Origin of the sequence: Clostridium lundense DSM 17049, assembly GCF_000619945.1 — a bacterium.
GTDB classification, from domain to species: domain Bacteria; phylum Bacillota; class Clostridia; order Clostridiales; family Clostridiaceae; genus Clostridium_AO; species Clostridium_AO lundense.
This window is the reverse complement of sequence record NZ_JHVC01000001.1, coordinates 18,466-34,106: the sequence shown is the minus strand read 5'-3', so window position 1 is coordinate 34,106 and position 15,641 is coordinate 18,466. Positions and strand designations below refer to the sequence as shown.

Sequence of the window (15,641 nt, the reverse complement as noted above, 5' to 3'; positions counted from 1 at the left end):
ATAATATATTTTAACTATTAAATGTATCAAATTATCTTACAAAATGTCTTACAAAAATGAAAGAATTTCTCTTAAGCAAACTCCACTGGAACCTAAGAATCTCTTGACCTTGCCACTTTTATAAATTCACCTTTGGGAAATGAAATAATTATTCTTGTATATAAATCGGCTTGTGATGTAACATTAATTTGTAGTCCTAATTTGTCACAAAGACGTTTGCAAAGATATAATCCTATTCCCGTTGTCTTCTCACGGTTTCTACCATTTTTTCCTGTAAACCCTTTATAAAAAACTCGTGGTATATCACATTCATCTATTCCAATACCATTATCTTCAATAACTAATTCTATACCACTTGAAATTTCATTTGCATAAAATTTTAAAATAGAGTTGTCCTCATTTTTATACTTTATAGAATTAGAAATAAGCTGATTTAAAATAAATTGAATCCATTTACTATCTGTAAAAACAGTATATTGGCAGTTTTCTATTTTTATTTCAACATTATTATTTATAATTAGTTGTCTATTATCCATTACCGCTCTGCGTACAACATCTGATAAAAATATTTCATTAATAATATAATCTTTTTCTACATTCTCACTTCTTGCATAAAAAAGGGCTTGTTCAACAAAATGTTCAGACTTTTCTACTTCCTCAAGTAGCTTTCTTGTGATATCAGAACGATTATTTTCACAGATAAGCTTCATAGCTGCAATTGGTGTCTTTACCTCATGTATCCATTGTTCTATATAATCTTTATATTCTTTTCTTTCGTGTTTAACTTTAGCAATCTTTTCTAGCATAGATTTATTGCTTAATCTAATAATTTTCTGATAAACAACATCATCTACTTTCATTGGCTCTTCCATAACACTTGCAATTAAATATTTTTCTTCTAAATTTTCTGCTATATCTAAAAGATTTTGTAGATATTTTTTTCTTTTAAAATATCCTACTAACATGGTAAAATATAAAATGCCTGTCCACACAATCAATGGCAAAATGATTTCACTATAGTTATTTCCTATTTCACCTATATAAAAAGATAATGCCACCATGCAAATAACATTTAAAAGAACAATATAAATTTTATCATATAAATAATTGTATAATTTCATATCATATACCCCTGTTTGTACTTTGTTATAATAAAATTCTGTACTCCGATTTGCTCAAGTTTACTTCGTATTCTTGTAATATTAACACTCAATGTATTGTCATCAACGAATAATTCATTATCCCAAAGGTAGTCTATAATATCCATACGAGAAACAACCTTTCCTTTATTTTTGAAAAGCAACAAAAGAATCTTTAGTTCGTTTTTTGTAATCTCTGCGTATTTTCCCTTATATTCAATCTTACTTCCTTCTATTAATAATGTCACTCCTTTATGGCGTGGAACTTCCCATACTTCATCTGTAAGATATGATCGTTTTATAATAGCCCCTATTCGTGCCAATAAAATTGAAATATTATATGGTTTCCTAATAAAATCATCCCCACCCAAAGTAATACTATTAAGTTCGTCCATATCCGTATCTCTACTCGTTACAAAAATAATGGGAACAGTAGAAAATAAGCGTATTTGAGTACATAAGGTAAATCCATTTTGATATGGTAAATTTATGTCAAGTAATATCAAATGAGGTGTGTAAGATTTTACATTCTCTAAAACACTTGTAAAATCTGTAGTTATGTATACTTCATATCCATTATTTAATAAAACAGAGGTTAATTCTTCTCGTATGGTTCTGTCATCTTCTATAATTAAAATCTTATACATGGTAAATTCCCCTTTTCATATTTTGTTTATATATACACAGAAAACTTTATTTTACTTATTTTACATAGTACTATATATAATCTATGTAGTCTATAATCAAACTATTTTATCAGTATAATTCAGTACACAATTAGGGAAATAAATGCATTTACCATGGCTGGCAGAATCTCATATATTGGTAAATATTTCTAACTATATTCCTTGTGCCAGCGAATCAAATAAAGAATTTAATTTGTCATCTATGTTTCCTCCAATATTATACCAAATACCATTGTACCTAATTAAATTTCCATAAAAAGTTATATAACTTTTCCCTTTACCCGAAAATCTAAAGTCATACTTGTAATCTACTTTAGGTTCATCTATCATTTTTTTAGTAGATTTTATATCTAAAGAATCAATAAATTTAGCTATATCTTCTAACGATTCTTTTCTGCTAGTTTTTACTGAACTCTCCTTGTTGGGGGTTTTTTTTATTATCTCTACATAATTAAAGTCCTGTATACTTATTGTATTAACTCCATCATTAGGCACATTATGATAATTACTAAGGTAGATGCTTAAACTAAGTATTAGAGATATAAATATTAACATTTTTTTCATATACCCACCTCCTTCTTATATATAATAAAACTCCAATAGGTCTACAATAGTTATGTCTTGTAATATTTATTATATAAGGTATCTTTTACTATTATTTTACCCTAATGACTTATTTTTATTATCATTACAATTTGAAATTCAGCATCATTATAAAATATAATTAATAATAAATATGATATTATTGACGAATTGAGATGGTTTCCTAACTGACGTTTCATGTGTATGCTTTTTATTCATATATATTAATATAACCAAAATATTTTAAGGGAAGTCTAAAATGACTTCCCTTAAAATATCAATTAATGTAATCTAATTGAAACCTATTTCTTTTTCACATATGAATCAAATATATCTGCACTTAGCTGTATAGCTTCATCTAATGAACCATTATGATCTCCTGCTATAACTGTTAGCTTATATGGTACATTAAATTTTTTTGCTTTCTTTTCAAATTCTTTTGATAAGTACAGTATTCCTGTATCTTCTTTCCCTACGAAAGCATAAACAGGTGTTTTTATACTATTTGCATATTCATAAGATGAACGTATGTGTATTTCATCTTTATTATATTCAAATGGTATACGATCTTTTTTCTGTTCAAAATAAATTTCAGTACCATAGGATGCCCCATTAGTAGCAATAGCTTTATATGGAGAATCCAACATTGATGCTAAAACTCCTAAAGACCCCCCTGCACTATGCCCCATTAAGAATATATTATCCTTATCAACATAAGGAAGGTTAGCTAAATATTTTCCAGCAGCTATGCAATCTCTTACCTCCCCATAAAAGTATTCAAAATTACCTGGATTTCCATTTTCACCACGAACCATAGGTGTCATAACTACATAGCCACGATTAATATACTCCTCTGCAACTTCCCAATCCCATTTATCAAATGCAAATCCACCATGCATGAAAACCACAGCTGGATATTTGTCCCCCTTCTTTGGATCATTTAAAACCCACGCCCTTAATTTTAATCCATTAGACTCATATGCAACTTGCGAAACATATGATGGAGGAGCTTGCTTTTCATATTCATCCATTGAAGGGGCTTTTTTCACAAAAGATGATTTGAAAGTTTGTATATCCTTATCATAATATCCCGAAAATTTATCTATTTTAGGCGGCTTACTATTAGAACAACCTATGAAAAATATTGATAACATTAAAATTACGGTAAAAATACTATAAGCTTTTTTATTCATAAATTCTCCTTTGCTTTCTAATTCTTTTTCTTTTTTCCAGATAGTAGTATAACAAAACAAGCTACTATACCTATAATAGAAATTCCAACAGAACCATATTTAATAATTTCATACATAATATTTCCCCTCCTATACCTAAGTTATATAATTTATGAAAAATGCACCAGTTAATTATATCACAGCAATACCAATTTTTACAACAAATTAAGACAAATTTCCTGTATAATTTTCACTTACTCTTTATAATTACAATAAATTATGAATTAAATATGAAAAACTATTAAAAGCAGAAATATTAGCAATTATATATAAATCATGGTAATAATATGCTATAATTTATAAAACTTATATAATATTCTCTTAAAACTAGCTAAATTCATGTTACATATTCAATTTATAAATATTATAAGTACCGTATTCAGCTGAAGTCTTAAATAATAAAAGTAGGTGAATTTATTGACTGATAAAAAAGAAATATATGCTTTTGAGAATAAATACAATATTAAACTTCCAGAAGCATACATAAATGCATTAATGCAAGGTGATAACAAATTGTATGACTTAAATACTATAGCTAAGTATATGAAACTGACAATGAAATGGCATGAATATAAAATGAATGAAGTTAGGCTAAACGAAGATTTTCCAATAGATATGGAAATGGTAAGGAAAATGTCCGATGCACGAAAACTGGGTACGTATGGTGGTTATGATATATATTTTACATTGGATAGAAATATATATTTAGAAGAAAACCGCCAACCTGAATGGTATGAACTAGATGCTTTAATTAAAGGATGGATACCAATATTAAGCTTAGGATGCGCTTATGAAATGATTTTAGTATTATCAGGAGATTTAAAGGGACATGTTTTCAGTATGAATGGAGATGATGGTGTTGAAGTAGTGCACATAGGTCCTTTTGAGGAATGGTTTGAGAACTTTAAGTTAAAATATTAAAAAAGCTTAGATTTAACTAACAATTAAAAACTAAGCTTTTTTAATTATTACTTGTTTTTCTTTTTTAACATTTTATATTTTTGATAAAGAATATCTTTTAAAATCAAAACAGTGTTTGTATCGTTAAAGACAAATTCATCTTTAAAGGCATCGTATAACTGGGATATTTCCTTGTAAAATTGACTTAATAATTTTGCTTTGATAAGTTTAGGAACTGTTTGATCTGTTTCCCATTTACTTATTGTTTGTCAAGATACACCTAATTTTTCAGCAACATCTTCTTGAGATAAACCTGCTTTTTTACGCAGATATAATAATTTTTCTAACAACAGCATAAGAGTATGTTATAATTATTTTACACTGGTATTTTAATACAAACAATTATTTACATAATCACCTCTATGCTCTAAAGTTAATCCATTGATACGATGACTACCCGCTCTAATACTTCCATCTTCTTCAAAGTTGGGATAAAGACTGGCTACGTCCATGGATAACGACTTCTAAGGAGTAAAACTCCTTCTGAAGCCAAGAATTTTGTTTATATGAAAGTAGGTGAACTCATAATGTGGACACAAGAAATCAACTATTCGGTGCAGTTAATATAATCTGGTAGCACATTGTATCAAGTAACAATACATTTGCTATCGATTAACTGCACCGCTTTTATTTTAAATAATAATATTAAAAGGAGAACAATTATGAGTTATGATAAATTAAAAAATTTATGGAAAAAAGATGAGGAAATGAGTTTTCAAGGATGGGATTTTTCCTATTTAGAAAAGAGATGGGAAGATGAAAATTTGCCTTGGGACTATAAAGATATATTAAAAAAATACTTAAGATCTGATTATCAGTTACTTGATATGGGTACAGGCGGTGGAGAATTTTTATTATCCTTAAACCATCCTTATAAAAAAACTTCTGTTACGGAAGCTTGGGAACCTAATCTTAAATTATGTAATGAGAGGCTATCACCACTGGGCATTTGCGTCCGTCAAGTGTATGAAGATGCACAATTACCCTTTGAAGAGAATTCCTTTGATATGATCATTAATAGGCATGAATCATATGATATTAGAGAAGTTAAAAGAATATTAAAACCCAATGGTATATTTATTACACAGCAAGTAGGCGGAAAGAATAATGAACTTCTTTCTAAAAGATTAATTAAAGATTTTGTATCCAAATATTCATATCTTAATTTGAATTATTCATTAGAAGAACTCAAAAGAAATTCCTTTGACATTTTATATAAAGATGAGTATTTTCCATATTTACGGTTTTATGATGTTGGAGCTATTGTGTATTTTTCGAAAATAATCCAATGGGAATTTCCTAGCTTTTCTGTAGATAGTTGTTTTGATGAATTATTCAAAATGTACGAGGAATTAAAAACATCTCCATACATTGAAAGCCATGAACATAGATTTATTATTGTATCTAAAAATATAAAAAATCAATAATTCTATCTAACTTAGGAGGTATAAATATGAATATAATTATTAGACAAGAAAAGCAAGACGAGTTCAAACAAATATATGATTTAGTTAAAGTTGCATTTCAAACTGCAAAAGTTTCAAATGGACAGGAACAAGATTTTGTGGATGAATTACGCAGTAAAGGCAACTACATCCCAGAACTTGCTTTAGTAGCTGAAGAAAATAATAAATTAATTGGACATATTATGTTGACTAAAGCTTATATCAATAATGATAATTATAAAACAGAAACACTTTTATTAGCCCCTCTTTCTGTTGCTCTAGAGTATCGCTATAAAGGTGTTGGTTCTAAATTAGTAAATAAAAGTTTTGAGATAGCAAGAAACATGGGCTATAAATCTGTAGTACTTGTAGGTGATCCTGCTTATTACAATAGATTTGGATTTAAAAAATCTGCTAATTTGGGCATTAGATACTCCCCTGAAATCCCAGAAGAATATGTTCTAGCTTGCGAATTAATTCCTGGGGCATTATCTAAAATAAGTGGAACATTTAGTTGTTAAGTGAACTTATTCTTAACTTCCCATGGAATTTTAACCATATGCTACTTATTTGCATTAACAACAAATTATAAGAATGTAGGTGATTGATTTATGGAAAATGAAGTAATTGAAAACAAATTTGAATTATCGATATTAGCTTCTTTTAAAATGTTACTCATGTACTATATTTTAATACCACTTATTGTAGGACTTCCCCTTAGATTAATTGCACTGAATATGTCCTTTGGTTCCTTTGATACTTTATCCATAATTACAATTTTTTTAAATGATGTACTAACAAATATTGTAGGGGTAAAATTAACCTTAAATAAAATAAGAAATAAGCTTAAAGTCAATTTTAAGATACACTATATTGAAAAATTTAATTTTAAGCTATTACTATACACAGTTCTTTTATTTTTAGGATTCTTTGTATGTCGTCAAAGTTCTATTGGCCATTTAGTAGAAAAAATACCCCTACCTGATTTTGTTGAAAAGCAATTTGAAAATTTGTCTTTATCTTCTACTCCTTCTATAATAGCTGCTTCCGTTGTAGTATTTATTTTTATTGTAATAATAGCGCCTGTTTTTGAGGAAATACTTATAAGAGGAATTATTCTAGAAGGTTTTTTAAATAAGTATAAGGCACTGACTGCTATAATTGTTTCATCACTTATATTTGGAATAATTCATTTAAATATTCCTCAATTTATTAATGCTACACTTCTAGGACTGTTTCTAGCAATAATATACTATAAAACAAAATCTTTAATACTATGTATTGTGTCTCATGCGTTAAACAACATACTTGCTATTGCTTTAATCTTTGTAAATTTCCAGTTTAATGTTATAAGTCTTTTTATAGGTATAGTCCTCTTTATAGTAGCAGGAATATTTTTTATAAAACATGTTAATGAATTACCATCTACCACTGTTAGTCCTGAGGAAGATAATACATCATCGGAATTACCTGTTGAATAATCAAGTGATTATTAGCTTCAGATGGAGTTTGCTTAAAAAAATACTTACTCCAACTGAAACTTAGAAGAACTTATCCAGGGACGTATCATCCATTATCTCCCTCTTATAGAAGATGGGAGTATTATGGATGATAGTCATCGGACAATTTTGTTACATTAGCAAATTATATATTGACTCTACCCTTTGGGTAGAGTCTATACTTTTCTTAGGGGTGATTTAATGACAAGAAATGAAGTATGTAAAATTCTTAATATAACTTTAAAGTCTCTAATAGTTTACGAAGAACATGGAATTGTGATTCCTAAAAGAGAAGAAAATAATTATAGAAATTATAGTGAAGATGACTTATTTAGATTAAGAACTGTTATATTATTAAAAGAACTTGGTTTTTCACTTAAAGATATAAAAAATTTAATTGATAAAAACAATTATGGAAATAGCCACTTCACACGAAGTCTTTATCTTCAATTAAAAGCAGTGGAAAGAAAAATTGATGAATTAGATAATGTAAAAAATACATTAAAAACAAGTATAGATAAAATGCTAGAATGTGACTTTGAACTAGATTATAACCGCTTTGTACATAACATTGATATAAGTTTACAAGAAAATAAAACTAATAGAAGAAGGTGGATAGATATGTGGGGATTTGATAATAAAGCAATAAAATTTGATAAAATGGTTAGAAATAAATGGAATGATGAACTAGGTTTATTTGAAAAATATGATGAAATCTTATCCCAAATAAGAAGCAGAATAATTAAGCATGGAGCTGCAAATGTAATTGATATAGGATGTGGAACAGGTAATTTATGTGGTGATTTAAGTGGAAAAATAGATATTTTAGGAATAGATCAAAGTTTAGAAATGATTCTACAAGCAAAAAAGAAATATAATAAAATGAGATTTAAATTAGGAAACTTTTTAGATAAGCCCTTTAGAAAAAATGATGTTGATATTGTTGTAACAACCTACGCTTTTCATAGCCTAAATCATAATGAAAAAAAAGAAGCTCTTAATTACATGTTAGAATACTTAAAAGATGACGGAAAAATTATTATTGCAGATTTTATGTTTCTAAATGATGCAGAAAGAGAAAAATGTAAAAGTATTCTTTGCGGTAAAGGTAGACAGGATTTATGGGATGTTATCAACAACAAATACTATACTAATTTAGAGAAACTACAAGGATATGTTAAATCCTTAAATTGTAAGATTCATAGTGAACACATTGTAAATTTCACATGGATAGTAGAAATTAAAAAATAAGTTTCTATTATTTATCCTAATATATTTAAGTAAATATGTTATAATTATTCCATATATTATAACATAATGTGTCACTAAAGGAGATTTTTATGATGAATAATAAAATAACCTATGAAAAAATATATCCAGTTGATTATGATATACTAACAAAGATAATGACTTCTGCATTTAATGAAGATACATCAATGCATACTGATTTAAAAGAGGATGGCCCTACTGGATATAATGATGGTAGCTTAATAAAAAAACTTAATGAACATAGGGGATTTGAAAGCTATAAAGTACTTTTTCAAAATATTATTGTTGGTGCCTATACTGTTGGAATTAAAAAAAATAATGAATATACTTTAGAACTATTATTTATTAACCCAACTTATCGAAAAGATCATCTAGGAACTATGGTATGGAATGATATAGAGGAAAAATATAAAGATGCTAAAAAATGGACTGTTGAAACTCCCGACTATTCAAAGAGAAACCATCACTTTTACACTAAAAAATGTGGCTTTGTTTTTTGTAGAGAAAACATATGTGCTAATGGTAGTAAATCTTTTGTTTTCCAGAAAGAAAAATAATACTTTATAATGTTTAAATATAAAAAATATTGTCTTTATATTCATATACGGAGGTTATTATATGCAATTAAAACAATTATCAGAGAGGATATACTATTTGCCAGCAGAATCAGAAACTGACAGACCAGTACTCGGTTATATTAAAGGAAATACTTATTCACTAATGATAGATGCTGGCAATTCATCTGTCCATGTAGAAAAGTTTAAAAATGCTGTAATAAATATGGAACTGACTTTACCACAGTTCACAGCTATAACCCATTGGCATTGGGATCACACTTTTGGCATGCATTTTGTGCCAGGCAAAACTATTGTTGGACATCTGACAAATCTAAAATTAAAAGAAGTTTCACAGTGGGACTGGTCAGATAAAGCAATGCTACAACGTTTAGAGTCTGGAGAAGATATAGAGTTTTGTGACAAATGTATAAGGTTAGAATATCCTGATAGAAATCAAATTAAAGTAGTTTCAGCAGATATTGAATTTAATGATGAATTAACTCTTGATCTTGGAGGAATTCATTGTGTAATGAAGAACATAGAGGGAACTCACTCAGAAGATTCAGTTATTATGTATATACCAGAGGAAAAAGTCTTATTTGTAGGAGACGCCGATTGTGAAGATTACTATAATAATAACGGAAAATATGATAAGAAAAAATTAGATAACTTAATAAAAACATTAGAAGAAATTGATTTTGATATATACGTCTTAGGGCATGATGAACCACAGAAAAAGGAAGAAGTTATAGATTATCTAAAAACAGAACTATTAAACTTAAAATAAGAAAAACTTTGCTTCAAGTTACCTTCTTATTTCATTATTAGCAAAATATTATTAAAAACTACACAATTATTTCATAAATTCAATATATTATTAATTTAAAGATTAATTATCTTAATCTTCATCAGAATTTGTACTAAAAATAATATTTATAGATGGGGTGTTTATATGGATGATAACCAAACAAAAAAACATAATAAAAATTCTTTTAAAGAAATTATGGATTATGCATTTTCTATAGCAATGGCTCTTGTGATAGCACTTGCTTTCCGTAGTTATGTATTTGCTAGAGCTAATGTAGATGGTCCTTCTATGCAACCTACACTACAAAACAAAGATAATATCTTTATGGAAAAAATAACCACAAACTTAAAAAACTTTAACCGAGGCGAAATAATAGTATTTGATTCTAAAAATAAAAATCATGACTACTATGTAAAAAGAATAATAGGTTTAGCTGGAGATAAAGTAGAAATAAAAGATGGACACGTATATTTAAATGATATCCTTCTTGAGGAAGACTACTTAGATCCAAATGCTATTACAGAACCTATTACAGATAAAACACAATACATAGTTCCAGAAGGACAAGTGTTTGTTTTAGGTGATAATAGAACTAACAGTACTGATAGTAGAATGCTAGGCCCTATTAATGTAAGTGATATAAAAGGCCATGTTATACTTAGATTTCTACCTTTTGACAAGTTAAAGGTGTTTTAAAAAATAGCTATGCTAAATTGTTAGCAATATAACATATTCTGAGGGAATTCTTAAAAGGAGTTCCCTTAATTCTTCTTATAGAAAAATCTGCACCAAAGATTATGCCCATAATTTTCATTATTTTTTTCGTAAAATAATATGATGAAATGAGGCTATGGCTATATATTCTTCTAATTCACTTACTTTTAATTCCACTTGTAACATATGCTCTTGCCATGTCTTATCCTTTTGAATATCCTGGTTTTGCTGTAAGTCCCAAAATGTTCTTATGCCTAAAATTCTTTCTATTTTAAATTTATCTGACCATTTTAATATATCTGTATCTCCATAGTAATTAATAGTACCAAATTGTTCCGCATGTCCATTCTTATCTTCTAATAATTCATTAGCATGTTCAAAATTATTAAGTAATACTACCATCTGCATGACCCTTCCTGCCTTGTTATGTTTTAAAATAGAAAGATAACCTTTGTTCTTTAATATCCTTGAAAATTCTTTAATAATATCTTCTCTTTCATCTGCATATTCCAAAACATTATGGCACAATATCACATCAAATGATTCTTCTTCAAACTTTTTAAGTTCTTTTATGTCTCCTTTTATTTGTGTATAATCATTTTCTTTAAACCTATTCTGTAGCATATTTTCATCTGGCTCAATTGCTATAACCTTATTTTCTATAGCAAAATGGTTCGCTGTAATACCATTTCCACTTCCAAAATCCAAAACTCTTTTACCATTTACGAATTTTAATTGTTCCCATATGATTTTCTTTTGTAATGACTCCCAAATAGCAACGTTGCCTTCAATACTCATTATTGATACCTCTTTCTATCATATTATATAAATAATTCTTACTTCATCTTTTCTTACTGTTATCCATTTATTTAATTATATATTACATAATTGTAAAATTTAAATTTTATAACACAACCTAATATACATTCATTATATTACGATGATGTTATGATAGATTTATAATATGAGAATTTACTTATTTAAAATTAATAAAAAAATGTTGTAAAATAATAAATATAGGCAAAAATTTATATTATATGGAGGATATAAAATGATTATTGACAACAATTCAAAAGAAAAAGAAGCCATGCAGGCATTTCACAAGGGTGACCGTGAACTTGGATATAAACTTCAAGATGAATTTGTACAAGAATTAAGAGAAAGTAAAGAAAAAGGACAAGATCATTGCTCATGCCAAAAGGCATGCAAGTATCATGGGAAATGTATGGAATGTGTTGCTATACATAGAGCACATAGAGATCATCTTCCTAATTGTTTTAGAAACATGATTAATGAAAGAATTGAAAAACTTTCTCAATTAACAGAACACAGTATTATAGATCAAATAAAAAAATAATAACTTTAGAGAAAATAATTTATTTAGAATGCCACATTATTCAAATTAAATTTTGTGGCATTTTCATGTAATGATACAACAAATACATATTAAGTGTTTTTGTAATTAAGCAAATTTATAATCAAACTAAACTTTTTTTATATTTCCAGCACTTAATTGCTTCTTTTAAAGTTTTATCCCTATTATCTTTAAAAAAGGTTCTAATTCTCTTGAAAGTATTTGGCTTAAAAATGGAGAAATGTTTAATATATAACAATCATGACTAAATTAAATAAGATTTCTTTTCTTTAAAAATTTATAGAGTCCATAACATACGAGTAATGGAATAAGGTATGAAAAGTATGTCAAAATTATATTCCAATGATTATAGTAAACTATTCTACCAGCTAACACCCCACTTCCTTCTATCAATGTCATTATTAAACTTGCTACAGGCAAACCAGTATAAGCATTAATATCGTATTTTTTAATAATTTGAAAACTTACACAAGGAAAAAGACAAAACAATCCTGTGTTAAGTGGTACTATTGAAAGATTACCAAGTTCAAAGGGATATATAGCCCAGAAATAATATAATCCTGAAGCATTAATTATAGTTGCCAAAATAATGGCAAAGGGAGCAATATAATATATAATTTTACGTTCACGAACAATAGCTAAGGCAACTATCCAAGGAATAATAAAACCTATTATAATATTTACACCCATAAAAGTACCTCTATTGTAATATTAAAATTTAGTAATATTATGTACTGATTTCATAACTAATTATTCATGAATCTTTCATTATTAGTGACATTGATTAATTTATTTTAAATATCTTGAAGCTTATTTGTATAATAACAAATGGATAATTATGTATATTTACCCTTATGATATGTTATAATTATTTTATAGTATCTAAGATTATTTAAAATTTGGAGGTATATCGTGAAAAAAGTAATAAAGCACATAGATAGTGTTTCTTTTGAATTAAAAGAAGACTTTGATTTCCATTGGTTAAATAAATATGGAAAGGTTTTTTGTGTTTTTGATCAACAAGATTCAGGTAATATCTGTTTTGGTGTTGAGAATGAGCATAACAAACTATTTATAAAATATGCAGGTGCTCCTACTATTAATTATGATGGTAAATGTGAAGATGCGATTTTACGAATGAAAAATGCAATTCCTATATATGAAAACATACATCATCCAAATCTTATTAGATTAATTACACATTGTGAACGAGGTAGCGGTTATGCTTCCATATATGAATGGGTAGATGGTGAGTGTTTGCATGCTCATTGGAATTTTTATAAATACCCTAAATACACTCATCCTAAATCTCCTAACTTCAAATTTAATAAATTGAGCTTAAAACTAAAACTTGATTGTATTGATAAAATATTTAACTTACATAAACTTGTTGCTGAAAAAGGATATGTAGCAGTAGATTTTTATGATGGTAGTATTATGTATAATTTTGAAACTAATAACACTACAATTTGTGATATAGATTTTTATACTAAAGGTCCTTTTATAAATACTATGGGACGTATGTGGGGTTCATCAAGATTTATGTCTCCAGAGGAATTTGAAAAAGGTGCTACAATTGATGAAGTTACAAATGTTTTTACTCTAGGAGCTACTACCTTTGAAATTTTAGGTGACAATTATGCCCGCAATATTGAGCAGTGGAAAGCTTCGAAAAAGTTATTTCAGATAGCCAAGAAAGCTACAAACCCTGATAGAAATAAGCGTTACCAATCTATTAATGATTTTTATAACGCATGGAATGCAGCTTTAGAGAGCTGATTATATAATTTAACTATATGATGAATTAATTATCAATGACACTCTAGACTTATATCTTGCACGAAGAGCATAGCTTTATTTTCTTTCCTTACTTTGATATACATTCTTTTAAAAAAGAAACTACGGGGGTATTTATATGGAACTAGCAGTTGTCACTATAATATATATAATATTGGGTATAATTATTGCAAAATTAGTAAGATCAGTAGGTTCAAAAATCTATAATTTTTTTTAAACACACAGATAAATAGGGTTATGCCTTGAACAAAATAAATAACATATTGAAAATTGAATATAAATTCAATGTACGGAAACAATTATTAAACTAAATCGTTAGGAGGGATTATCATTAAGAGTTTAGCAAAGTTGTGTGCTATTTTTACTATAGCCATAACCCTTTCATCTTGTTCTTTTAATATAAATGGTTGTAAATCTACGAAAAGTAACAATGAAGCAGTTAACAATAACCAATCATCGGAATCAACACAGGTTCAAATTCCTGTAAAAATTCCAGCTACTAAAGAAATAGTCACTACTTTATGTTCGGATGAGTTTGAAGGTAGATTAATTGGTTCAAAAGGAAATGAAAAGGCAGGAGAATATATTGCTGGAGTTTTTAAGAACATAGGTTTAGATACCTTGTTTGAAGATAGTTACTATCAAAAATATTATCAAGGAGTCTCAAATACTTTAGGAAACTATGGTAATAATACTAAACTTAAAATGGTTAATAATGTTGTAGGGATTATAAAAGGTAAAGAAGGTAAAGAACGAAGAAAAGCTGTTGTAATATCAGCACATTTTGACCATGAAGGATACCAAGACGGAAAGATTATTAGAGGAGCATTAGATAATGCCTCTGGAGTATCAGCTTTAATACAAATTGCTCATACATTAAAGGAACGTTCTAAAGAGAAGTCATTTGATACAGACATAATTATAGCTGCTTTCAATGGTGAAGAAACTAATCTTAGTGGAAGTAAAGCCTTTATCGGTGCAATACTCGCTTACATGTATGATAATTATAACTTGTATAACATTAATATTGATTGTATAGGTTCTAAAAATGGAGGAAAGCTTGCTTTGAAGAATAAAAGCTCGGTATCTAACAAGCTATATGACGCTGTGAAAACTACTATGAAAAAGAATAATATTGAATTTGCAGATACTACTGTAAGAGGCACAAGTGACCACAAGAGTTTTGAAAATGTAGATATACCTAATGTTTTTATCGTACAAGAAAATATAAACAAATTAGTTCATAATCCTACAGATACACCAGATAGTTTAGATTATGAACAAATAGACAAAATTGCAAATGCTATAAGTGATTTTGTAGAAACAAATAATGGAATAATGTTTGAAGCAAAGTAGTAACTACTAAGAAAATTGATTTAAACTATATATAATGAAAAAAGTCGTAATCTTCTTATATGTTGAAAGATAGGAGCATCAACTTACTACTTCTATCTCTAATAATGCTTTTGTATATTCATTGATAAATTCCAAGTCCCCTACCCCATAATTCAATCCATCATAAATCCTCTCCCCCTACTCCTCTAGTCCCTTTTAACCATTTTCAAAACACACCTATTT

General features: G+C 27.8%; 19 protein-coding genes. 11 read left to right on the top strand and 8 right to left on the bottom strand.

Annotated features, from left to right (window positions below):
• Window positions 1-92: 92 nt before the first annotated feature.
• From T514_RS0100210 to T514_RS0100195, 4 genes are all read right to left on the bottom strand, one after another.
• Window positions 93-1,121: a sensor histidine kinase gene (locus T514_RS0100210; RefSeq protein WP_027622928.1), complete on the bottom strand. Its 1,029-nt coding sequence runs from the start codon at window positions 1,119-1,121 to the stop codon at window positions 93-95.
• On the bottom strand, window positions 1,118-1,786 hold the full coding sequence (locus T514_RS0100205) for a response regulator transcription factor (protein ID WP_027622927.1): 669 nt from the start codon (window positions 1,784-1,786) through the stop codon (window positions 1,118-1,120). Before T514_RS0100205 ends, T514_RS0100210 begins: the two co-directional genes overlap by 4 nt.
• Window positions 1,787-1,978: 192 nt before the next feature.
• The gene (locus tag T514_RS0100200) at window positions 1,979-2,389 is read right to left on the bottom strand and encodes a hypothetical protein (protein ID WP_027622926.1); all 411 of its coding nucleotides are present in this window, start codon (window positions 2,387-2,389) and stop codon (window positions 1,979-1,981) included.
• Window positions 2,390-2,709: 320 nt separating this feature from the next.
• A complete protein-coding gene (locus T514_RS0100195) occupies window positions 2,710-3,600 on the bottom strand; it encodes an alpha/beta hydrolase family protein (protein WP_027622925.1) in 891 nt (296 codons plus the stop codon).
• Between the two features lie 456 nt (window positions 3,601-4,056).
• On the opposite strand from T514_RS0100195, the gene T514_RS0100185 reads away from it, so the two are divergent.
• A complete protein-coding gene (locus tag T514_RS0100185; protein WP_027622924.1) occupies window positions 4,057-4,560 on the top strand; it encodes an SMI1/KNR4 family protein in 504 nt (167 codons plus the stop codon).
• A 248-nt stretch (window positions 4,561-4,808) separates the two neighbouring features.
• Here the strand turns inward: T514_RS0100185 and T514_RS27660 are convergent, their stop codons facing one another.
• Window positions 4,809-4,895: a helix-turn-helix domain-containing protein gene (locus T514_RS27660; protein ID WP_423219340.1), complete on the bottom strand. Its 87-nt coding sequence runs from the start codon at window positions 4,893-4,895 to the stop codon at window positions 4,809-4,811.
• Window positions 4,896-4,928: 33 nt separating this feature from the next.
• The gene (locus T514_RS27475) at window positions 4,929-5,051 is read right to left on the bottom strand and encodes a hypothetical protein (RefSeq protein ID WP_278246500.1); all 123 of its coding nucleotides are present in this window, start codon (window positions 5,049-5,051) and stop codon (window positions 4,929-4,931) included.
• Between the two features lie 210 nt (window positions 5,052-5,261).
• On the opposite strand from T514_RS27475, the gene T514_RS0100180 reads away from it, so the two are divergent.
• The 7 genes from T514_RS0100180 (at window position 5,262) to lepB (ending at window position 10,873) form a co-directional block, all read left to right on the top strand.
• Window positions 5,262-6,026 (top strand): class I SAM-dependent methyltransferase, encoded by a 765-nt coding sequence (locus T514_RS0100180; RefSeq protein WP_027622923.1) that lies wholly within the window; start codon window positions 5,262-5,264, stop codon window positions 6,024-6,026.
• Window positions 6,027-6,052: 26 nt separating this feature from the next.
• Window positions 6,053-6,565 carry a GNAT family N-acetyltransferase gene (locus tag T514_RS0100175; RefSeq protein ID WP_051541648.1) on the top strand — a complete coding sequence of 171 codons (513 nt, stop codon included), beginning with the start codon at window positions 6,053-6,055 and terminating at the stop codon, window positions 6,563-6,565.
• A gap of 90 nt (window positions 6,566-6,655) precedes the next feature.
• Window positions 6,656-7,525 (top strand): CPBP family intramembrane glutamic endopeptidase, encoded by an 870-nt coding sequence (locus T514_RS0100170; RefSeq protein WP_027622921.1) that lies wholly within the window; start codon window positions 6,656-6,658, stop codon window positions 7,523-7,525.
• A gap of 219 nt (window positions 7,526-7,744) precedes the next feature.
• Entirely contained in the window at window positions 7,745-8,794 is a 1,050-nt protein-coding gene (locus T514_RS25995; protein ID WP_027622920.1) for a MerR family transcriptional regulator, read from the top strand.
• Window positions 8,795-8,883: 89 nt separating this feature from the next.
• A complete protein-coding gene (locus tag T514_RS0100160; protein ID WP_034867784.1) occupies window positions 8,884-9,369 on the top strand; it encodes a GNAT family N-acetyltransferase in 486 nt (161 codons plus the stop codon).
• 61 nt (window positions 9,370-9,430) lie between these two features.
• Complete coding sequence (locus T514_RS0100155) at window positions 9,431-10,156, top strand: MBL fold metallo-hydrolase (RefSeq protein ID WP_027622918.1); 726 nt, start codon at window positions 9,431-9,433, stop codon at window positions 10,154-10,156.
• Between the two features lie 165 nt (window positions 10,157-10,321).
• Window positions 10,322-10,873, top strand: coding sequence for a signal peptidase I (gene lepB, locus T514_RS0100150; protein WP_027622917.1), 552 nt, complete (start codon window positions 10,322-10,324; stop codon window positions 10,871-10,873).
• 117 nt (window positions 10,874-10,990) lie between these two features.
• On the opposite strand, the gene T514_RS0100145 is transcribed toward lepB, so the two are convergent.
• Complete coding sequence (locus T514_RS0100145; RefSeq protein ID WP_027622916.1) at window positions 10,991-11,689, bottom strand: class I SAM-dependent methyltransferase; 699 nt, start codon at window positions 11,687-11,689, stop codon at window positions 10,991-10,993.
• A 253-nt stretch (window positions 11,690-11,942) separates the two neighbouring features.
• Here T514_RS0100145 and T514_RS0100140 point away from each other — a divergent pair, with 253 nt between their 5' ends.
• Window positions 11,943-12,248: a hypothetical protein gene (locus T514_RS0100140; protein WP_027622915.1), complete on the top strand. Its 306-nt coding sequence runs from the start codon at window positions 11,943-11,945 to the stop codon at window positions 12,246-12,248.
• A 267-nt stretch (window positions 12,249-12,515) separates the two neighbouring features.
• Here the strand turns inward: T514_RS0100140 and T514_RS0100135 are convergent, their stop codons facing one another.
• Entirely contained in the window at window positions 12,516-12,956 is a 441-nt protein-coding gene (locus T514_RS0100135; RefSeq protein WP_027622914.1) for a hypothetical protein, read from the bottom strand.
• A 222-nt stretch (window positions 12,957-13,178) separates the two neighbouring features.
• On the opposite strand from T514_RS0100135, the gene T514_RS0100130 reads away from it, so the two are divergent.
• Together T514_RS0100130 and T514_RS0100120 are read left to right on the top strand one after the other, a co-directional pair.
• On the top strand, window positions 13,179-14,045 hold the full coding sequence (locus T514_RS0100130; RefSeq protein ID WP_027622913.1) for a serine/threonine protein kinase: 867 nt from the start codon (window positions 13,179-13,181) through the stop codon (window positions 14,043-14,045).
• 366 nt (window positions 14,046-14,411) lie between these two features.
• Window positions 14,412-15,419, top strand: coding sequence for a M28 family peptidase (locus tag T514_RS0100120; protein ID WP_242850535.1), 1,008 nt, complete (start codon window positions 14,412-14,414; stop codon window positions 15,417-15,419).
• Window positions 15,420-15,641 lie beyond the last annotated feature (222 nt).